This is a genomic window from Methylobacterium sp. Leaf469, assembly GCF_001424745.1.
Lineage (GTDB): Bacteria > Pseudomonadota > Alphaproteobacteria > Rhizobiales > Beijerinckiaceae > Methylobacterium.
In genome coordinates, this window is record NZ_LMRE01000044.1 from 123,436 (window position 1) to 144,073 (window position 20,638).

At 67.3% G+C, this 20,638-nt stretch carries 16 protein-coding genes; 11 read left to right on the forward strand and 5 right to left on the reverse strand.

Annotated elements, in window-relative coordinates:
• Window positions 1-49: 49 nt before the first annotated feature.
• Complete coding sequence (locus ASG60_RS19660; protein WP_056175967.1) at window positions 50-2,581, forward strand: CheR family methyltransferase; 2,532 nt, start codon at window positions 50-52, stop codon at window positions 2,579-2,581.
• Window positions 2,582-3,102: 521 nt separating this feature from the next.
• Here the strand turns inward: ASG60_RS19660 and ASG60_RS19665 are convergent.
• From ASG60_RS19665 to ASG60_RS19685, 5 genes are all read right to left on the reverse strand, one after another.
• Window positions 3,103-3,507, reverse strand: coding sequence for a hypothetical protein (locus ASG60_RS19665; protein WP_056387311.1), 405 nt, complete (start codon window positions 3,505-3,507; stop codon window positions 3,103-3,105).
• Window positions 3,508-3,654: 147 nt separating this feature from the next.
• Window positions 3,655-3,858, reverse strand: a complete 204-nt coding sequence (locus ASG60_RS19670) for a hypothetical protein (RefSeq protein ID WP_056387313.1) — start codon at window positions 3,856-3,858, stop codon at window positions 3,655-3,657.
• 74 nt (window positions 3,859-3,932) lie between these two features.
• Window positions 3,933-5,321 (reverse strand): methyl-accepting chemotaxis protein, encoded by a 1,389-nt coding sequence (locus tag ASG60_RS19675; RefSeq protein WP_056387314.1) that lies wholly within the window; start codon window positions 5,319-5,321, stop codon window positions 3,933-3,935.
• A gap of 306 nt (window positions 5,322-5,627) precedes the next feature.
• Window positions 5,628-7,928: an HWE histidine kinase domain-containing protein gene (locus ASG60_RS19680; protein ID WP_082531848.1), complete on the reverse strand. Its 2,301-nt coding sequence runs from the start codon at window positions 7,926-7,928 to the stop codon at window positions 5,628-5,630.
• On the reverse strand, window positions 7,925-8,227 hold the full coding sequence (locus ASG60_RS19685; RefSeq protein WP_056175979.1) for a SelT/SelW/SelH family protein: 303 nt from the start codon (window positions 8,225-8,227) through the stop codon (window positions 7,925-7,927). Before ASG60_RS19685 ends, ASG60_RS19680 begins: the two co-directional genes overlap by 4 nt.
• Window positions 8,228-8,441: 214 nt before the next feature.
• Here ASG60_RS19685 and ASG60_RS19690 point away from each other — a divergent pair, with 214 nt between their 5' ends.
• The 10 genes from ASG60_RS19690 to gor all read left to right on the forward strand — a co-directional run bounded on the left by ASG60_RS19690 (window position 8,442) and on the right by gor (window position 20,632).
• The gene (locus ASG60_RS19690) at window positions 8,442-9,071 is read left to right on the forward strand and encodes a LemA family protein (RefSeq protein ID WP_056267801.1); all 630 of its coding nucleotides are present in this window, start codon (window positions 8,442-8,444) and stop codon (window positions 9,069-9,071) included.
• 6 nt (window positions 9,072-9,077) lie between these two features.
• Window positions 9,078-9,842 carry a TPM domain-containing protein gene (locus tag ASG60_RS19695; RefSeq protein WP_056304344.1) on the forward strand — a complete coding sequence of 255 codons (765 nt, stop codon included), beginning with the start codon at window positions 9,078-9,080 and terminating at the stop codon, window positions 9,840-9,842.
• The gene (locus ASG60_RS19700) at window positions 9,832-10,458 is read left to right on the forward strand and encodes a TPM domain-containing protein (protein WP_056387316.1); all 627 of its coding nucleotides are present in this window, start codon (window positions 9,832-9,834) and stop codon (window positions 10,456-10,458) included. The genes ASG60_RS19695 and ASG60_RS19700 overlap by 11 nt, the downstream gene beginning before the upstream one ends.
• 142 nt (window positions 10,459-10,600) lie before the next feature.
• The gene (locus ASG60_RS19705) at window positions 10,601-12,667 is read left to right on the forward strand and encodes a carbon starvation CstA family protein (RefSeq protein ID WP_056175991.1); all 2,067 of its coding nucleotides are present in this window, start codon (window positions 10,601-10,603) and stop codon (window positions 12,665-12,667) included.
• Between the two features lie 5 nt (window positions 12,668-12,672).
• Window positions 12,673-12,897: a YbdD/YjiX family protein gene (locus ASG60_RS19710; RefSeq protein ID WP_056362598.1), complete on the forward strand. Its 225-nt coding sequence runs from the start codon at window positions 12,673-12,675 to the stop codon at window positions 12,895-12,897.
• A gap of 162 nt (window positions 12,898-13,059) precedes the next feature.
• Window positions 13,060-16,284, forward strand: a complete 3,225-nt coding sequence (locus ASG60_RS19715) for an efflux RND transporter permease subunit (RefSeq protein WP_056387318.1) — start codon at window positions 13,060-13,062, stop codon at window positions 16,282-16,284.
• A complete protein-coding gene (locus ASG60_RS19720; protein WP_056175997.1) occupies window positions 16,281-17,558 on the forward strand; it encodes an efflux RND transporter periplasmic adaptor subunit in 1,278 nt (425 codons plus the stop codon). Before ASG60_RS19715 ends, ASG60_RS19720 begins: the two co-directional genes overlap by 4 nt.
• Window positions 17,559-17,650: 92 nt before the next feature.
• Window positions 17,651-18,823 (forward strand): MFS transporter, encoded by a 1,173-nt coding sequence (locus ASG60_RS19725; RefSeq protein ID WP_056304340.1) that lies wholly within the window; start codon window positions 17,651-17,653, stop codon window positions 18,821-18,823.
• A gap of 106 nt (window positions 18,824-18,929) precedes the next feature.
• Window positions 18,930-19,097, forward strand: coding sequence for a 50S ribosomal protein L33 (rpmG, locus tag ASG60_RS19730; RefSeq protein WP_018044575.1), 168 nt, complete (start codon window positions 18,930-18,932; stop codon window positions 19,095-19,097).
• A 152-nt stretch (window positions 19,098-19,249) separates the two neighbouring features.
• Entirely contained in the window at window positions 19,250-20,632 is a 1,383-nt protein-coding gene (gene gor, locus ASG60_RS19735) for a glutathione-disulfide reductase (RefSeq protein ID WP_156398966.1), read from the forward strand.
• The last annotated feature ends 6 nt before the right edge of the window (window positions 20,633-20,638 follow it).

Here is a 20,638-nt window from a genome sequence, read left to right on the forward strand (position 1 = left end):
CCCGGTCGAGGGTGCCCGGCGAGCACGTGCGCCCCGTCGGAGACGCGTGATGATCGGGCCCGCGCGCTTCCCTGTGGTCGGCATCGGCGCTTCGGCCGGTGGAATCGAGGCGCTGGAGACGCTGTTCTCCGGCCTCGGCCTCGACGGCGACCTTGCCTACGTGGTCGTCACCCATGTCAGCCCGGACAGAGAAAGCTTGCTGCATGAGGTGCTTGGCCGCTTCACCAAACTCCCGGTGATCGTGGCGGAGGACGGGATGCCGGTGGAGCCGGGGCGCATCTATGTGCTTCCGGCCAGGATGCTGCTCGGCATCGCCGATGGCCGTCTCAGACTGCGCGAGCACGACCCGGTTCAGCGCGAGCGCAACCCGATCGACCTGTTCTTCAGCGACTTGGCACGGGCCTACGGCGAATACGCCGTCGGCGTGGTCCTCTCCGGCGGTGGCACGGACGGGACCCTCGGCATCAAGGCGATCAAGGAGCGTGGCGGTTTGACCTTCGCGCAAGGATCGGACGGCACGGTGCCGCGTCATCCGGACATGCCTGCCAGCGCCATCGCCACCGGGCTCGTCGATTTCGAGTTGCCGGCCGACGCCATCGGCGCCCAACTCGCCGAATACGCCCGCAGCTTCGGTGTGATCGAGGGGTTGGAGACGGCGGCCGCCGAGGCGGCCATGTCCGAGATCCACGCTTTGCTGCGCGATCAAGTCGGACACGACTTTTCGGGTTACAAGCCGAAGACCTTTGCCCGGCGGGTCCAGCGCCGGATGCAGGTGGCCCGCCTCCACCGGATCGAGAACTACGTCGAGCGTCTGCGTGCGGACGGGACCGAAGTCACCGCGCTGTTCCGCGACCTGCTCATCAACGTCACCAATTTCTTCCGCGACGGCGACGCGTTCGAGGCCCTGAAGCTGCGGGTGTTGCCCCGCCTGTTCGAGGGGCGCGGAGCAGGCGACACGATCCGGGTTTGGGTGCCCGGATGCGCCACGGGCGAGGAGGTCTACTCCATCGCCATGCTGATGCGCGAGCACATGGACGGCCTGCGCGCCGTGCCGCGCGTACAGATCTTCGCCACCGACATCGACGATCCGGCCCTGGCCGTCGCCCGATCCGGACGCTACCCGGAGGCGCTTCTCGACACCGTCTCGCCCGAACGCCGTCGTCGGTTCTTCTCGGCCGAGGGCGGTTCCTACGTCGTGGTCAAGGCGGTACGCGAATTGTGCGTCTTCTCGCCCCACAGCGTGATCCGCGATCCACCGTTCTCACGTATCGATCTCGTCTCGTGCCGCAATTTGCTGATCTATTTCGGCCCGGTCGTGCAGGCGCAGGTGATCCCGATCTTCCACTACGCTCTGCGCCCGCGCGGGCACCTTTTCCTCGGCACGGCCGAGAACGTCAGCCAGTTCGGCGACCTCTTCACGCCGATCGACAAGAAGCACCGCATTTTCCAGGCACGCGACACCGAGCGGTCCGGCGCCGCGCTGCCGCTCGCGATCAACGGCACGCAACTCGCCCCGTTCGCGCGGCGCTCCGGCCAAGCCGTGCGCCCGCCTCCCTTCAATCCGGAATCCGGCGCGTCCGTGCGGCAGGCGGTCGAGAGCCACGTCGTCGAGCGTTTCGCCCCGGCCCACGTCGTCGTCGACCGCGAGGGCGACGTGGTCCACTACTCCACCCGCACCGGAAAGTATCTGGAGGCGCCCGCCGGGCTGCCCAGCCGCCAGCTCCTGACCCTGGCGCGCCGGGGCCTGCGTCTCGATCTACGCTCGGCCCTGCGCGAGGCGATCGAGTCGCACGGCCCCGCCTTCCGCTCGGATATCGCCGTCGAGGGCGAGGAAGGGCGTATCCAGGTCGTCTCGATCACCGTCGAGCCGCTACCCCTGCGCGAGGGTGCCGATCCGCTCCTCGTCGTGCTGTTCCACGATCAAGGGCCGTCCTTGAGCCGGAGCGACGCCGAGCAACGCGACGCGCGGCCGAAGCCCGGCTCGGACGCGCTGCAACTCGAACATGAGTTGCGCGACACCCGCGAGCGCCTGCAGACGCTGATCGAGGAATACGAGACCGCCCTCGAGGAGCTGAAGTCGTCGAACGAGGAGCTGGTTTCGGTCAACGAGGAGCTGCAATCGACCAACGAGGAGTTGGAAGCCTCCAAAGAGGAGCTGCAATCGCTCAACGAGGAACTGCAGACGGTCAACCACGAATTGAGCGGTAAGATCGACGTCCTGGACCGGGCGAACAGCGATCTCCGCAACCTGTTCGACGCCAGCGGCCTCGCCATCGTGTTCCTCGACCGCGACCTCATCATCCGCACCTTCACGCCGGCGGTGGCGCGGTTCATCCCGATCCAGGACAGCGACCGCGGCCGGCCCTTGACCGACTTCGCCGTACGTCCGGCCTACCCTGACCTTGCGGAGGACCTCACCCGCGTCCTGACCGACGGCAAGGAGATCGAGCGCGAGATCGAGCAGCCCACGATCCGTGACGGCAACCGCCGCCACGTGGTGCGGATCTCGCCGTATCGGGCCTTGAATGCAGCGATCACGGGCGCGGTGGTGAGTTTCGTGACCGTCCCGGCAGTGGGGTAAGGAGCGGGCGGGATCCGCGCCATCGAAGCGCACCCGCCCTCCGTTTCGACCGGAAGAATTCCGACGGGCTCGTGAGCGCTTCGGATCGTGCGAGATCGCGCCGCCAACGCCGCACAGTCCTGCGGAAGGATGAAGCCAGGATGGTATCGGAGGATGAGTGGATCGCCCTCGATCGCCACGCGGAACCGGTGCCAGCCGCGGTCTTGGTGTTGGAACGGAGCGCGCGCAGCAGGTGTGATCAACCTGTCGGCGCGTGCGGCTGGAACGGATATCAGGCGAGGAACGCAATCTGACAGCTACGGCCCGCGGTCCTTTCAGGATGCTGGCGACGACCGGGCTCGTCATCAATGGCGATGGGTTCGTCGCCGAGCCTCCAGAGATGCTCGGCGGGCTGGCGTTCGGGCGCGGCAGGCGGCAGGTAGATCAGGCGTAGGCCTCTGGTCACGCGCAGACCGGGCTCCGAGTGCCAGCCGGCCCCGTCGAGAAGTGGGATAACGGTGCGTCGCTCGCCCGCCCCGACCTCAAGGGCGAACAGCGCCAGAAGGCCCTGAGAGCGGCTTGGAGACGCCGTTGCCGACGTACCAGTGGCTCTCGCCGCTGGCGGGCGCTGCGAAGGCGGTGACGTAGAGCCATTCGTAGCGGTGACGGCCGGGTTCGATCGGCCGTCGTCCGCGCGGCGGCCAGACCCGGCGCGTGATCGGCTTCAGGTCGACGCGGTGCTCGTCCGTGCAGAAAAGCGCGACCGGCCGGCCGGGGTGGCGTGCCTCTTCCTCGGCGAGGGTGGCGGCGAGTTTCTTGAGGGTGGTCTGTGACTCGGAGCCGGGTTCCTCGGCCGTGGTGCCTGGATCGACCAGCCGATCGCCTGCAGCGCCTCCCAGGCGCGCTGCGGGTAGACCGAGATCAACCCGAGTTCGGTTGCCATCCACGCTGCGATCGTGGGCTTACTCCAGGGCCCACCATCGGGCGGAGGCCTAGCGAGGCGTACGCGACAGCTTGTCCAGAAGATCAGGGGGCAGAAGTCGCGGGGCGGTTCCCTTGCGGAGCCGCCAGTCGCCCAGCGCATCAGGACCGAACTAATTGTAGCGTTTGGCCAACTGTTCCAGCCAACGCTGCACGAAACCGGTCGTGGCCGCGACCTCCGCCAACGGCTTGCTCTGCGCCAGAAGCCAGATCGCCTGGTAATGCCGCGCCGCGCGCGGGTCGTCGCTGGTTCGAGCACGCCGACCCAGTTCCGCAAAACATAGATGATCGACGATGTGAGCTGGGTTCGCCTCCATGAGACATGGCCCAAACCCTAACCATCACTCCGCTCGGCGGGAATCCCCGCCGCGTCAATCAGACGGAAACAGTATTACGCGGTCTCGGTTTCTCCGAGCATGGTCCGGGTGGTGGCGAGCATCGCCTTCATCGCATCCGTCGCACCCCGATAGGCCGGCGTCCCGACGTCCCAATTCTGCGTCGCGAGGGCTGCGATCATCCGTTCAGCCTCCTCCAGGGCTTTGGCTTCGGACTTGAGAAGGTCCGATAGAGCGGGGTGAGCGCCGAGGGGACCGGTCCGCAGGAGCGCGCCGAGGCTCGCTCCATTGTTCCACGGCAGCTTTGCGAGGCCGCGGTCGGGTTCGGCGAGTCCCACCAAGACTCGGGCCAGTTTGCGCTTCCAGGCTCCGATATCCGCCGGGAGGCGTACAAGTGCATAGGTGGACGGCTCATGACCGCTCGATGCCAGAGCCGTCTGCCCAAGGGCTTCGGCCTTCACCAGGCGATTGGTGATCAGCTCGATTTCCTCGTGGGTCTTCGAGGCCTTGCCGGCGATGTTCTGGACGCTGCTGGAGATTTCGGCCGTGGCCTGACGCTGCTGTCCGAGCATGTGTGCGATGGCTCGGTTGAGGTCGCTCGCTTCACCGATCCGTTCGTTGGCCTGCGAAACCCGTGTCTCGAGACCATCGACAATGTTGCGGCCCGTCGCGACGGCGACGCGGCTCTCGCTCACCGCCTGGGCGATGGAGCCCATCTCGACCGTGAGGGTGTTGAGCAGGGAGCGGATCTCGCCCGTGGATTTTGCGGTCTGGGCCGACAGCGACTTGACCTCGGCGGCGACGACCGAGAATCCGCGACCGGCTTCCCCGGCCCGTGCCGCCTCGATGGTCGCGTTGAGGGCGAGCAGGTTCGTCTGGCTCGAAATCGCCGCGATGGCGGTGGCCATCACTTCGATCTGGGCGATGGCGCGTTCCAGCACCACGACGCGGTCGGCGATCTGGACGGTTCGACCCTCGATCTCCTGCATCGCGTTGCGGGCTTGGCTGCCGTCGGTGATGCAGGTCTGCATGGCGGACAGCGCATCGTCGGCGACCCTGACCACGGTGTCGGAGGTCTGGGCGACCTCGGCGATGGAGGCGGCGAGTTCCTCCGTCGCACCCGCGATGGTCTGGGTCGCGCGGGCCACTTCGCCGACGTCGTAGGTCATCCACCCCGTGTTGGTGGCGGCTTCGGACGCCTCCCGTGCCAGGCGGGCCGTGCTGCCGAGGGCACGGAGCGTGGCTCGATCGGCATCGACCCGGACCTGGCCCAAGGCGGTCTTCAGAAGACCGTCAGGGAGATCGATGGCATCGCGGTCCTGCGTCGTCATCAGGCGCTCGACCGCGCGTACCAGACGGGCATCGTCCAAGGCCGGCATCGCGGCCACGGGCTCTTCGGACGCGGCTCGGGTCTTCGTGGACCTGGCGAGGGGAAAACCGAGCATCGTGGGCGTCCTGTTGGTGGTGCCTAAAAATTAGTGTCCCCCAGTTAAGAAACGCTGAAGGCATGGACATCAATCGACTTGCATTCGAGTTCGGCAGCTATCCTTGAGTTGTGCTTAATCTTGCAATGCAGCGCTCAGAACGTATTGGCAGGTTGTGTATCGCTACCATTGTGCGGTGCAAATCGAATTGCGATAGGGCGAGGTAAATACCGATAAACCATTTCCCCAAGCCTTTGCGATGCATTGGCATCACGGCGTCGCTTCGGAGCCGTACAAGAATCGCAGGAATGTGATCGACCCTCGGGGTCACGCCCGTGCTGCGATGCCGCCCGCGTCCGTTCCGACAGGGCCGGGCAAGGGGATGTCGACAGCCGGAAGAACAAGTCCGGCCTTGCGCTCCATGAGCGTCGGGGATGGCACCGGTGCCTCGATGGTGCAGACCACGCCGTCCGACGCGTAGTGAAGCTTGACCTCTCCGGCGAGATCACGGGCGAGGCTGCGCTCGATCAGGCGGGAGCCGAATCCCGTCCGGGTCGGTGGTACGACGGGCGGACCGCCGCTCTCGCTCCAACGGAGGTGAAGGCGCAGCTCCGGATCCCGGATCGCCGACCAGGCGATCGCGACACGGCCGCCTTCGCGGGACAGTGCCCCGTACTTGACCGCGTTGGTCCCGAGTTCGTGAAGCGCCATGGCGATGGAGAGGGCGAAGCGCGGCGGTAGGCGCAGGGGTGGTCCGGTGACGCGGAAGCGGGAAGATTGCGGATCGCCATTCGGCCCGTACGCATCGAGCGGTGCGATGGCGTCGGCCACCACCGTGGCGAGTTCGGCGCCTTCCCAACTCTCGCGGGTGAGCACGTCGTGAACCCGCGCCAGGGCGAGGAGGCGTGCCTCGAACGCGGCTCGCGCGGCGGCCGCGTCCTCACCCTCGAGCCGGCGCAGGGACTGGCCGGCGATGGATTGCACGGTGGCGAGGGTGTTCTTCACCCGGTGATTGAGTTCGTGGATCAGGAGCAGGAGATGCTCCTCGGCGCGCTTGGCGTCGGTGATGTCGACATTGCATCCGGTGTAGCCGAGGAACGCCCCGGTATCGTCCTGGCGCGGCACGCCCTCGCAGCGGAGCCAGCGGATGCGCCCCGTGCGGTCAATGACGCGGACCTCGCCGCGGAACGGCTGGCGAGCCTCGAACGCCTCTCGGAACAGGGCCGAGAATCCGGGCAGATCGTCGGCATGGACGATCCGGTGCCAGCCGTCGCCCGCGAGGGTGTGGGCCGCCGCACCGAACAGATGCTCGAAATGCATGTTGGTGAAGCTGATCTCGGCCGACGCGTCGGTCATCCAGATCAGGGCCGGCGCCGAATCGGCCATGTGCCGGAACCGCGCCTCGCTTTCCCGCAAGGCGCTCAAGCCGCGTTCGGTCTCGGCCAGGGCCCGGTCACGTTCGGTAATGCGGGTCCGCAGGCGCTCGGAGGCCTCGGCGAGGACCTCGCCGAGGCTGCGGATCTCGTTGATCGGCGAGGTGATGCGCGGGATCGCCTCGCCGCGCGCCAGGGCCGGCCCCGTCGCCGCCAGGCGCCGCAGGGGGCGCGCCACCCGAGACCACAGGCTCACGGCCAGGACCGACGAGGTCGCCAGGACGAGGAGCCCGAAGCCGCAGAACGCCCAGATCCAGCCGTGCAGGCGTGCCTCGACGAGGGATTGCGGGATGACGGCGCCCACCGTCCATCCGGTGAGCCGGGCGCGGGCCTCGACGACGGTGACGGGCCGCATCGCCCGGTCCTTGCCCTCCCAGACCCCCGGGGTACCGGTCTGCTTCTGCCGCAGGGTCGCCAGGCGTGGCTGACCGACGATGGCGTCCGCATCGGGAATGCGGGTGAGCACGATCCCGTCCCGGTCGGAGATGCCCGTGGTCCAGCCGACGATGCTCTCGCGGGCGGTAAGGGCCTGCAGACGTCCCACGGGCGCGGTGAAGCTGAGGATGTAGGCGACTTCGGTGTCGAGCATCACCGGAACCGCAATGGCGTAGGTGGCCGCCCGCGGAGTCGCTCCGTGCAGCAGCCCGGACACGACGGCCCGTTGCCCGCCCGCCGTGATCTCCCGGTCGAATGGCAGGCTCCCCTTCGGCATCGGTGCGCCAATGGGAACCGCCGTGTTGACGAGTTGCTGCCCGTCGGGCCGGCGCAGGAGGAGGTCGAGACCGACGGCGTCGCGGACGAGGCGCGCCTGCGTGTCGAAATTCGCGAACTCCGAATCCCTCAGGCGTGGCGAGGTCGCGAGGGTCTGGAGCACGGAAACGAGGCCGGCCGTATCCCGGTCCACCGATAGGGCGATGCTCCGGACGTTCTCGCGGGCATCCTGTTCGAAGCGTGCCCGCTCGGTTCCGGCGTAGCGAACGAGCAGGATCGCGGTGAACAAGAGGCCCGGCCCGATCAGCGCGACGACGAGGGCGATGAGGTAGACCTGTGTCGAGACGTCCCGGCGCCAGAGATCGGGAATGAGCCGGCCGAGACGCTTCGAGCGCCGCCGGAATCGTCCGAACCGCGTCCGCTCGGGTGGGAAGCCACCGGGCACGTGCGTGCCATCGCCGGAATGCGGCTCGGGCTCCCTCATGGGCGATCGACGTGACCGAGATCGCGCGCCGGACTGACCCGGTCCCGCACCCGTTGCTTCAGGGCCTTCACGTCCGGAAAGCCGCCATCCAGCGTTCGGTCCCAGATGGTGTCGGGGCCGCAGGCGATGACGAATACGCCTCCGGTTCCGGGAATCAGGGCGACCTCCCCGAGATCGTCCCGGAAGGTGGAGAGCAGTTCCTGGGCCATCCAGGCTGCACGCAGGAGCCACTGGCACTGCGTGCAGTAGGTAATGGAGACCCTCGGCTTCTCTTGCGGGGCGAGTGCAGTACCGTCCATGCCCGGCACAGCGCACCGAACCTCCCTGCCTTGTCAACAGCGCGACGGCTGCGGCGCGGAGGTCCGGAGGAGGTATTTTCGAGGTCGTACCGAGGCCTCCGGCACGCGTTTCCCGTGGCGTATGTCGGGCCGGACCCTTCCCGTGCCTAAGGTCATGCCTATCTGTCGCAGGGCAGTGCGGTTCCGCACGTCGTTGCCCCCGGGAGTCTCGTTCATGCAGCCTGGCGCCGCCCTTTCGGCCGGACCCTCCGTCTTCGGTCGGATCCGCACGGCTTTCGTCGCCTTGGCGCTCGCGACCTCCCTCGCGGGATGCGGCGCCATCAACCGGGTGCCGACCCTCGAGGAGAGTGCCAAATCGTCGTGGAGCGAGGTGCAGAACCAGTACCAGCGCCGGGCCGACCTGATCCCCAATCTCGTCGAGACGGTGAAGGGCTACGCCCAGCAGGAAAAGGACGTGCTCGTCGGCGTCACCGAGGCGCGGGCCAAGGCTTCCAGCGTCAAGGTCGACGCCTCGACGGTGACCGATCCGCAGAAGTTCAAGGAATTCCAAGATGCCCAGAACCAGCTTTCGGGTGCCCTCGGACGCCTGCTGGTGACGGTGGAACGCTATCCCGACATCAAATCGAACCAGAACTTCCTTGCCCTGCAGTCGCAGCTCGAGGGCACCGAGAACCGGATCGCCGTGGCGCGCCGCGACTACATCGGCGCGGTGCAGGCCTACAACACGGAGGTCCGGACGATTCCCGGACGCTGGATCGCGGCGTGGTTCTATCCCGAGGCCAAGCCGATGGAGACCTTCACGGCGACGCCGAATTCCGAGCGGCCGCCGAACGTGAAGTTTTAGACGTTCATGCCGGTGATCCCGGGGCGAGGATTGCGTGCCGTCCTTCTTGGGCTCGCCCTCGTGTTCCAGGCGGGACTGGCGCTCGCGGCCGATCCGTCCTTCCCAGCACTGACTGGACGGGTCGTCGACGCGGCCGGTATCCTGAAACCGGAGGATCGCGCTGGCCTCGAATCGAAGCTCAAGGCCTACGAGGACAAGACCTCCGATCAGGTCGTGGTCGCCACGGTGCCAGACCTCCAGGGCCTGACGGTGGAGGATTACGCCAACCGGCTGTTCCGGTATTGGGCCCTCGGCCAGAAGAAGACCGACAACGGCGCTTTGCTTATCGTGGCACCCAAGGACCGCAAGGTTCGTATCGAGGTCGGATACGGTCTCGAGGGAGCCCTGACGGATGCCCTGTCGAAGGTGATCATCACTACGGCGATCGCCCCTCGCTTCAAGGATGGGGATTACGTCGGTGGTCTGAACGCCGGCGCCGATGCCATGCTGTCGATCCTGTCCGGAGATGCCGAGACATGGCATCGCAAGGCCGAGATCCGCCGCGACGAGGCCGACCCCGGCCAAGTCATCGTCTTCATCGTCATCTTCCTGGTGATCCTGTTTCTCGCCTACCGGATGAATCGCGGGCGGCGCGGCGGCGGTTTCGTCATTCTTCCCGGCCCGTCCTCCGGCGGGTGGAGCGGCGGCGTTTCGGGCGGCTTCGGTGATGGCGGCGGATTTTCGGGTGGGGGCGGTTCGTCGGGTGGCGGAGGAGCCTCGGGTGACTGGTAAGCCGATCCTGGACTGCGCGGCACGAACGCGGATCGCCGAAGCCGTCAGCCGTGCGGAAGCCGCGACATCGGGCGAGATCGTCGTCCTGGTCGCGGCCCGCGCGGGATCCTACCGGTCGGCGCCCTTGGCTTTCGCCTTGGTCTGCGGCCTCCTCGTGCCCTGGCCGCTGATCCTGCTGACGCCGTGGAGCGCCGTCTCCATCGCCCTCGGGCAGGCCGTCGTCGTTCTCGCGGCCCTGGCGGCCAGTCTGCACCCGCGCCTGCGGATGGTTCTCGTGCCGCGCGCGATCCGTCGGGCCCGGGCGCATGAGGCGGCGCGGCGGGAATTCTGTTCGCGGGGCCTGGCACGGACGCCGGAGCGCAGCGGGGTGCTCATCTTTCTCGCCTGCGCCGAGGGGCATGCCGAGATCGTGGCCGATTACGGGATTGCCGCTCGTGTTCCGTCCGCCGCCTGGAACGCTTCCATCGGTGCGCTGCTCGGAGCCCTGCGCCGGGGTGAGATGGAGGCTGGCCTCATCGCCGCCGTGGCGGATGTCGGGGCGATTCTCGCGGCCGAACTGCCGGAGCGCGGCGGCGGACCTGACCTCCTGCCGAACCGGGTGATCGTGGTCGATTGATCTGCCGGACGTGGGCGGGCTGGTGACACTCTGCAAATGATGTTTGCGGATCGCGCGAGATGTCTGGCCCTCGCCGTCGAATTGCGTAACAAGGGGGCTTGACGATCTGCCAGCAAGGACAGGTCGCAGGAGCGAGACGTCGATGAGTGCGATCACCAAGCACGGGCCATGGGCCCTCGTCGGAGCGTTGGGCGCGGCCGCCCTCGCCATCGTTGCCACGACCCGGGGCGAGACGGTCAACGCTCTCTGGATCGTCGTGGCGGCGGTCTGCACCTACCTGATCGCGTACCGCTACTACTCGCTCTTTATTTCCAGCAAGGTCATGCGCCTGGACGATACGCGCCAGACGCCCGCCCACGTGCACAACGACGGTCTCGATTACGTCCCCACGAACCGCAACGTGCTGTTCGGGCACCATTTCGCCGCCATCGCGGGCGCCGGGCCCCTGGTCGGCCCCGTGCTCGCCGCGCAGATGGGGTACCTGCCTGGCCTGCTCTGGATCCTCGCGGGTGTGGTTCTCGCCGGCGCCGTGCAGGACTTCATGATCCTGTTCATCTCGATGCGCCGCGACGGCCGCTCGCTCGGTGAACTGATCCGCGCCGAACTCGGCACCATTCCGGGCGTCATCGCCCTGTTCGGCACCTTCATGATCATGGTGATCCTCCTCGCCGTGCTGGCGATGATCGTCGTGAAAGCTCTGGCCGAGAGCCCATGGGGCACCTTCACCGTCGCGGCGACGATCCCGATCGCCATGATGATGGGCCTCTATGCCCGCTACATCCGCCCCGGGAAGGTCGGCGAGGTCTCGATCCTCGGCTTCGTGTTGCTGATGCTCGCCATCGTGTACGGCGGCAACGTCGCGGCCGATCCGTATTGGGGCCCGTTCTTCACCTTCACCGGTACCCAGCTCACCTGGATGCTCATCGGCTACGGCTTCGTCGCTTCGATCCTTCCAGTCTGGCTGCTCCTTGCCCCGCGCGACTACCTCTCGACCTTCCTCAAGATCGGTACCATCGTCGGCCTGGCGCTCGGCATCGTCTACGTCGCCCCGCACATGAAGATGCCGGCGGTCACCAAGTTCGTCGACGGGTCCGGTCCGGTCTGGGCCGGCACGCTGTTCCCGTTCCTCTTCATCACCATCGCGTGCGGCGCGGTGTCGGGCTTCCACGCCCTGATCTCGTCGGGCACCACCCCCAAGCTCATCGAACGGGAATCCGACGCACGCTTCATCGGCTACGGCGGCATGCTCATGGAGAGCTTCGTGGCCGTCATGGCCCTGGTCTCGGCCAGCGTCATCGAGCCGGGTATCTACTTCACCATGAACTCGCCCGCCGGCCTCGTCGGCACGACGCCGGAGAGCGCCGCCGCCGCGGTGACGAAACTCGACCCGGCCTTTGCGATCACCGCCGAACAGATCGCCCAGACTGCCGTCGACGTCGGCGAGCACTCGATCATCTCCCGCGCCGGCGGTGCGCCGACCCTCGCGGTCGGCATGGCGCACATCATCTCCTCCGCCATCGGCGGCAAGGCCATGATGGCGTTCTGGTACCATTTCGCCATCCTGTTCGAAGCCTTGTTCATCCTGACCGCCGTGGACGCGGGCACCCGGGCCGGCCGCTTCATGCTGCAGGATCTTCTCGGGCTGATCTCACCGACGTTCAAGGACACCACGGCCTGGGCGCCCAGCATCCTGGCCACCGCGCTGTGCGTCGGCGCCTGGGGCTACTTCCTCTACCAGGGCGTCACCGATCCGCTCGGCGGCATCTACACCCTGTGGCCGCTGTTCGGCATCTCGAACCAGATGCTGGCCGCCGTGGCCCTGACGCTCGCCACCGTGGTGATCTTCAAGATGAAGCGCGAGCGCTACGCCTTCGTCACGATCATCCCCACCGTGTGGCTGTGCATCTGCACCCTCACCGCCGGCTGGCAGAAGATCTTCTCGGCGGACCCCAAGATCGGCTTCCTGTCGCATGCCGACCGCTTCTCGGCGGCGATCGCCGAGGGCAAGGTGCTGGCTCCGGCCAAGAACATGGCCGACATGCACAAGATCGTCTTCAACGACCGCATCGACGCGGCCCTCGCGGTGATGTTCGTCGGGCTGGTGGTGGCCATCGGCGTCTTCGGCATCAAGGCTTGCGTGAAGGCCTATCGCGCCGATCGCTGGACAGCCCTGGAGAGCGGCGGCCCCGCCGCCGTCGCAGCGGAGTAGGCACCATGGCGCTGTCGTCGATGGAGTTGCGGGACCGTCTCAAGACCTTCTCGAAATGCGTCTGCGACGGCGCCCGCCTCATGGTCGGGCAGGGCGATTACGAGGCCTATGCCAGCCACATCCGCAGGACGCATGCGGATCAGGAGCCGATGAGCGAGCGGGATTTTTTCCGAAACCGCGAGAATGCCCGCTTCGGAGTGGGGAACCGGAACGGCTTTCGTTGCTGTTGAGGACACCCCACCCGATCCGTATCTAGCGTACAGGCGCCCGATCGGGCGCCTGTGTCGCGCCGGTCAGCATTCATCCCGAAACAAATCCCCTGCATCCAGTATCCATGGGTCCCGGCTGGCAGCCTGTGCGACCACGGCTGAGCGCTCGTTCGTGGAGACGGCATGGGTCTCGTTCAATACGCGCTGAAGTTCCGGATCACGATCTACGTGCTCGCCGTGCTGATGATGCTCGGCGGGGCGGCGGCTGTGGTGGTGGCGCCGAAGGACGTGCTGCCCACCGTGGATATTCCGGTGGTCGTGGTGGTGTGGACCTATAACGGGCTCTCCACCTCCGAGATGGAACGGCGCATCACCACCTACGCCGAGTTCTCGCTCTCCAACAACGTCAACAACATCGCCCGTATGGAATCGACCACCCTGCAGGGTACGGCGATTCAGAAGATCTATTTCGACGGGGCCGTGAGCATCGATCTCGCCATCGCCCAGACCGTCTCGGCGATGAATTCCATCCGCGCGACCATGCCGCCTGGTGTTCAGCCGCCCATCGTCCTGCGATTCTCGGCCTCCTCCGTACCGGTCATCCAGCTCTCCCTCGCCTCCGACCGCGAGAGCCTGACCAAGGTCTACGACTACGCCCAATACCGCATCCGCCAACGCCTGACCCAGGTGCCGGGCTCGACCCTTCCGTCGCCCTTCGGCGGCACGCCGCGCCAGATCATGGTCGATCTGGACCTTCACGCGCTCCAGGCGCTCGGGCTCACGGCACTCGACGTCACCAACGCCGTCACCGCTCAGAACCTCACGGTGCCCTCGGGCCTCGCCAAGATCGGCGAGCAACAATACCCGATTCAGCTCAATGCCTCGCCCGACGCCATCGACGCCTTGAACCAGATCCCCATCCGTGTGGTGGGTGGCCAGCCGATCCTGGTGCGCGACGTGGCTCACGTCCGCGACGGCGGTCCGCCGCAGGTCAATATCGTGCGCGCCGACGGTGTGCATTCGGTGCTGATGCGGATTTTCAAGAACGGAACCGCCTCGACCCTCGACGTCGTCAATAACGTCAAGAAGGCGCTCCCCGATATCCGCGCCGCCGCCCCCCAGGGCATGACCCTCAAGCCCCTGTTCGACCAGTCGGTCTTCGTCTCTGCCGCCATCGAGGGGGTGATCCACGAGGCGGTGATCGCCGCGGCGCTGACGGGCCTCACCATCCTGCTGTTCCTTGGCTCCTGGCGCTCCACCATCGTGGTGCTGGTCTCGATTCCCCTCTCGATCCTCACGTCGCTCGCCATCCTCGCCGCACTCGGCGAGACCATCAACGTGATGACGCTCGGCGGCTTGGCGCTGGCAGTCGGCATCCTCGTCGACGACGCGACGGTGGCCATCGAGAACACCTATCGGCTGTTCGAGGAGGGTGAGCCGTTCCGGAAATCCGTGGTCGAGGGTGCGGCCGGCATCGCCAAGCCGGCCTTGATCTCGACGCTGTCGATCTGCGCCGCCTTCGTGTCGGTCTTCGCGCTGACCGACACGCCCAAGTACCTGTTCACGCCCCAGGCGCTGGCGGTCGTGTTCGCGATGCTGACCTCCTACGTCCTGTCGCGCACCCTGGTGCCGGTGCTCATCGATGTCCTGGTGGCGCGCGAATACGCCGAGCGCCACGGCGGCGGCGCGCCTCCGCGCCGGGGCCGCATCGCTCGCGCCCTCGCTTGGCTCGGCCGTCCTTTCCTGCGGCTCGCCGGCTGGATCGGCCACGGGTTCGAGGCGCGTTTCACCCGCTTCCACCGCGGCTATGTCGGCCTCTTGCACGTCGTGCTGGCCCGGCGCGTCGCGACTCTCGCGGTGGTCGCCTGCGTGCTCGCGGGCTCGGCAGGCCTGTTCACCTTCGTCGGCCAGGACTACTTCCCGCAGGTGGCGTCGAGCCAGCTGACCCTACATTTGCGCACCCGCCCGGGCATGCGGATCGAAACGGCGGAGCAGGTGTTCGCCGACGTCTCGCGCGTGGTCCGGGAAGTGATTCCCGAGGGTGAGATCGATCAGATCCTCGACAACATCGGCCTGCCGTCGAATAACTACAACTTCGCCTTCTCGGATGGTTCGTTCGTCGCCTACAACGACGGTCAGATGTTGATCAATCTCAAGGAAGGTCACGGATCCGTCGCCGATTATACGAAGCAATTGCGCGAGGTGCTGCGCGAGCGCTTTCCCGACGTGGTATTCTACTTCCAACCTTCGGACATCATCACCCAGATTCTCAACTTCGGTACCCTGGCGCAGATCGACATCCAGGTTTCCGGCCGCAACACCGCGAAGGATCTGGAGGTCGCACAGAACATCGTCCGTCGGCTCAAGGCGACGCGCGGGGCCGTCGACGTCCATCTCCATCAAATCGTCGGTACGCCGCAATTCTTCGTCGACGTCGATCGCAAGCTCGCCTCGGAGCTCGGCCTGACCCAGCAGCAGATCGCGCAGGGGCTCAACGTCTCCCTATCGGGCTCTTTCCAGGTGACGCCGAACTTCTGGACAGACCCGAAGACCGGTATTCCTTATCAACTCTGGGTCCAGACCCCGGAATTCCGCAACGACTCCCTCACCGCCCTCGAGAACACACCGCTCCTCGTTCAGGGCGGTCCGGAGGCGCCCGGCGTGCTGACGCTGCTCTCCAGCGTCTCGACCATGCGGCGCGAGGGCACCCAGACGGTCATCAACCACGTCAACACCCAGCCGACCTTCAACGTCTACGCGGCGGTTCAGGATTCGGATCTCGGGTCCGTGGCGAAGGAGATCCGCGCCATCGTGGCGGACGAACAGAAGGGCCTGCCGGCGCCGGACAAGATCACCGTCCGGGGCCAGATCGAGAGCATGCAATCGGCCTTCACGCGGCTTCAGGTCGGCCTCGCCATCGCGCTGGTGGCCGTCTACCTGCTGATGGCCGTGAACTTCCAGAGCTGGGGCGACCCCTTCGTGGTGCTGGCGGCCCTGCCGCTCGCCTTCTGTGGTATCGTCGCCAGCTTGTTCATCACCGGGACGACGATCTCGATTCCCTCGCTGTTCGGAGCGATCATGTCGGTCGGTATCGCGTCGGCCAACTCGATCCTCCTCGTCACCTTCGCGAAGGAACACCGGGAAGCCACGGGATGCAGCGCGGTCGAGGCCGCGCTCATCGCCGGCGAGACCCGTCTGCGCCCGGTGCTGATGACGGCGGGCGCCATGTTCCTCGGCCTCATCCCCATGGCGCTCGGCACGGGGGAGGGCGGTGAGCAGAACGCGGCCCTCGCCCGCGCCGTGATGGGGGGCATCGCCGTCGGTACCCCCTCGACGCTGCTGTTCGTGCCGTTCCTCTACGCGGTCCTGCGCCGGGGCGAGGTTCGGCCCCTGGAGGATTACGCGTGACCCACAGCCCCCGCGACCCGTCCGACGTGCCGCCGCCGCCGCGCGCCGGCCCGTTCGTCCTCGTCGGCCTCGGGATCGCCGGGCTCCTGGCCTGGGGCGGCTACGGCCAGTGGCAGCAGCGCGCCGCCGCCACGGAAACCCAGCGCAGGATCGACACCCACGTGCCGCGCCTGCGCACGGCCACGGTGGATCGGGCCGACAAGCCCATGGAGATCACCCTGCCGGGCCAGACCGATGCCTTCGCGCGGGCGGCGCTCTACGCCCGCGCCACCGGGTACATCGCCGAGCGCCGCGTCGACATCGGCTCCCGCGTGCGCAAGGGCGACATCCTCCTGCGAATCGCCGCACCCGACCTCGACCAGCAGCTCGCGCAGGCCGAGGCGCAGGTCGGGCAGCTCGAGGCGCAACTCCTCCAGGCCCGCGCCATGGTCGATCAGGCCAAGGCCAACGTCGGCCTCGCCAACGTCACCAATTCCCGAACCTCGACCCTCGCCGGCCAGGGCTGGGCCTCGAAACAGAACGCCGACAATTCCCAGGCGAGCGTGCTGAGCCAGACCGCGACCCTCGCCTCGGCCCAGGCCGGCGTGAAGGTGGCCGAGGCCAACATCAAGGCGCAGACCGCCACGGTCGACCGCCTGAAGGCGCTGACGGGTTTCAAGGATATCGTCGCGCCCTTCGACGGGGTGATCACCACACGGGGCGTCGATGTCGGCGACCTCGTCCACGCCGACGGCACCGGCACGGCCCTTCTCGCCATGGACCGCGACGACGTCCTGCGCGTCTCCGTCAACGTGCCCCAGAGTGCGGCGGGGGGCATCCGCGAGGGATTGGATGCCGCCGTCCGCGTGCCGCAGATGCCCAACCGCGTGTTCTCGGGCAAGGTCGAGCGCAGCTCCGTCGCCCTTCTGTTGTCGTCGCGCACCCTGACCACGCAGGTCGACGTCCCGAACGCCGATCTGACGCTTCGCGCGGGCCTTTATGTCTCCGTGACCTTCAAGGTGCCGCGCACGCAATCCGTCGCGGTGATCCCGGCGGAGGCTATGGTTTTCAATCAGCGCGGCACCCAAGTGGCGATCGCGGGCGACGACGGGCAGGCGCGCTGGCGCAACGTCCATGTCCAGCGCGATCTCGGCACGGTCCTGGAGATCGACCGGGGGCTGGAGGGTGGTGAGCAGATCGTCCTCAGCCCACCCGCCGACCTGCGCGACGGCCAGAGAATCGAGCGGCAGGTTCCCAAGACCGACGACAAGCCCGTGACGGCGGCGGCGCGCTGACGCGGCTCTGGCGGTTGCGCTCGTCCATCTCGGCGTAGAGAAAGCGGTCCCGAGGCCGCGGCGCGGCCCGCCCAGGACCGATTTCGCCGATCATGCCCGTTCAGGACCCGTCGCAGCCCGACGATCGCGCCCGTTTCGCCTCCATCACCGCCGCCATCGTCTGTGTCGCCGTCGTCGGCATCGGTCTCAGCCTCACCATCCCGCTCCTGTCCATCGAGATGGCACGGATGGGTGCGTCGAGCACTCTGATCGGCATCAACACTGCCGTGGCCGGCCTCGCCAGTATCCTCACGGTTCCGTTCGTCCCGCGAGTGGCGGCGCGCATCGGCGTGGTCCGTTTGCTGGTCCTGTCGTTGGGGCTCGGCGCTCTCATGCTCACGGGCTTCAAGCTGTTCCAGGACATCGCCTGGTGGTTTCCCCTGCGGTTCGTGTTCTCGGCCACCCTCGGCGTCCTGTTCGTCCTGTCCGAGTTCTGGATCAGCGAGGCCGCCCCGCCGGCCCGGCGCGGGCTGGTGATGGGCATCTACGCCACCGTGCTGGCCCTTGGCTTCGCCGTCGGCCCGACCCTGCTCGCCCTCCTCGGCACCGAAGGTTACGCGCCCTACCTCGCCGGGTCGTGCCTGTTCCTCGTCGCCATGGTCCCGCTGCTGCTGGCGCGCGGCCTCTCGCCGGAGATCGGGCACGGCGGCAGTCGTTCGATCCTGGCGTATCTGCGCCTCGCGCCGGCAGCGACCGGGGCCGCCCTGGTCTACGGTGCCGTCGAGACCGGAGGCTTCGCGATCCTGCCGCTTTACGGCCTGCGCCTCGGCTACGACGCGCAGACGGCGGCCGGTCTCGTCTCGGTCCTGGCCCTCGGCAACGTCGTGTTCCAGATCCCGTTCGGCTGGCTCGCCGACCGCATCGACCGGCGCATCGTCCTCCTGGCCTCGGCCCTGTGCGGAGCCGTCGGCTCGATCCTGATTCCCGTCGCCTCGGCGTCCTTTCCGGCGCTCCTCGTGCTCCTCTTCGTCTGGGGCGGCTTGGCCGGCACGCTCTACACCGTGGGGCTGGCCCAGCTCGGCGCCAGCGTGCGCGGGCCGGAACTCGCCGGGGCCAACGCGGCCTTCGTGCTCCTCTACAATGTCGGCCTCATGGTCGGCCCCCCGATCATCGGCGGCGGCATGGACCTCGTGCCACCCCAGGGCTTCGCCTACAGCCTCTGCGTCCTGTTCCTCGCCTATGCGGGACTCGTGGCTTGGCGCCTGCAAGGCTATCCCCGGCCTTGACGAACCCGGTCCGATGGGGCAATCACGCGCCGGTATTCAGCCGGCTCGGGCCGGCCCTTTTGCGTTTCGCTGATGCGGAATGCCGCCATCACAGGAGCGCCGCGCCATGGCCAAGGCCGTCACCGTCAAAGTCAAGCTGATCTCGACCGCCGACACGGGCTACTTTTACGTCACGAAGAAGAATTCCCGCACGCAGACCGAGAAGCTCTCCATGAAGAAGTACGACCCCGTCGTGCGTAAGCATGTCGACTTCAAGGAAACCAAGATCAAGTAAGCTGATCGCCGCATCGCGCCGGCCATCGGGCCGCTTCCCCGCGAGGGGAGGCGGCCTTTTTGTTGGGCCGCGGCCAGACTGTCACGGTTGAAGCCGGGCGAGGTTCGGGCGATGGAGGGCGCACAATGCTGCCATTGCCGGAACCCGCATTCATGACTCAGGAATTCGACGTCGATCTGTTCGTCATCGGCGGCGGCTCCGGCGGTGTGCGAGCCGCCCGCATCGCATCCGGCTACGGCGCGCGGGTCCAACTCGCCGAGGAATACCGGGTCGGTGGCACCTGCGTGATCCGAGGCTGCGTCCCGAAGAAGCTCATGGTCTATGCCAGCCGGTTCCGCGACGAGTTCGAGGATGCCGCCGGCTTTGGCTGGACCGTGCCCGAGCCGCGCTTCGACTGGAGCGTGATGAAACGGCGGCGCGACGCCGAGGTCCTGCGGCTGGAGGGCATCTACGGTACCAATCTGGGCAAGGCCGGCGTCGAGATCGTGCATGAGCGTGCGGTGATCGAGGATGCCCACACGGTGCGCCTTGCCTCCGGGCGGCGGGTGCGAGCGAAGGTCATCCTCGTCGCCGTGGGCGCGCATCCGGTGAAAGTCCCGGAGGTGCCGGGCTGCGAGCTCGCCATCACCTCCAACGAGGTCTTCGAGCTGGAAAGCCTGCCGGAACGCATCCTCGTTGTCGGTGGCGGCTACATCGCGGTGGAGTTCGCCGGCGTGTTCGCGGCGCTCGGCTCGAAGACCACCCTGGCTCATCGCGGCGACCGGCTCCTGCGCGGCTTCGACGACGAGATCCGCGACGCCCTCGACGAGGCTTACGCCAGGCGCATGGACTTGCGCCTCGGCATCAGCGTCGAGCGCCTGGAGCGCGTCGCTGGCGGCCTCGGCGTGACCCTGAGCGACGGCATGACGCTCGAGGTGGATCAGGTTCTCTACGCCACGGGCCGGCGCCCGAAGGTCGAAGGCCTCGGGTTGGAATCCGTCGGGATCACCCTCGACGAGGCCGGGGCGATCCCCGTCGACGCGTTCTCCCAGACCTGCGTGCCTTCGATCTACGCAGTCGGCGACGTGACCGACCGCGCGGCGCTGACCCCCATCGCCATTCGCGAAGGCCACGCCTTCGCCGACACGGTGTTCGGGGACAAATCGTGGGCCGTCGATCACGACCTCATCCCCACGGCCGTGTTCTCGACGCCGGAAATCGGCGTCGTCGGCCACAACGAGAGCACGGCGCGGGAGCGCTACGGAAAGATCGACGTCTACCGGTCCAGCTTTCGCCCGATGAAGGCGACGCTGTCGGGCCGCGATGAGAAGGTCCTGATGAAAGTGATCGTCGATTGCGCCAGCGACCGGGTGGTCGGCGTCCACATCCTAGGGCACGATGCCGGCGAGATCATTCAGGCGGTGGGCATCGCGGTCACCATGGGCGCCACCAAGGCTGATTTCGATCGTACCATCGCGGTCCACCCGACCGCCGGCGAGGAACTCGTCACCATGCGCTCGCCCGTGGTCACCAAGCATCCGGAAGCGGTCGGTTAGCGGGGT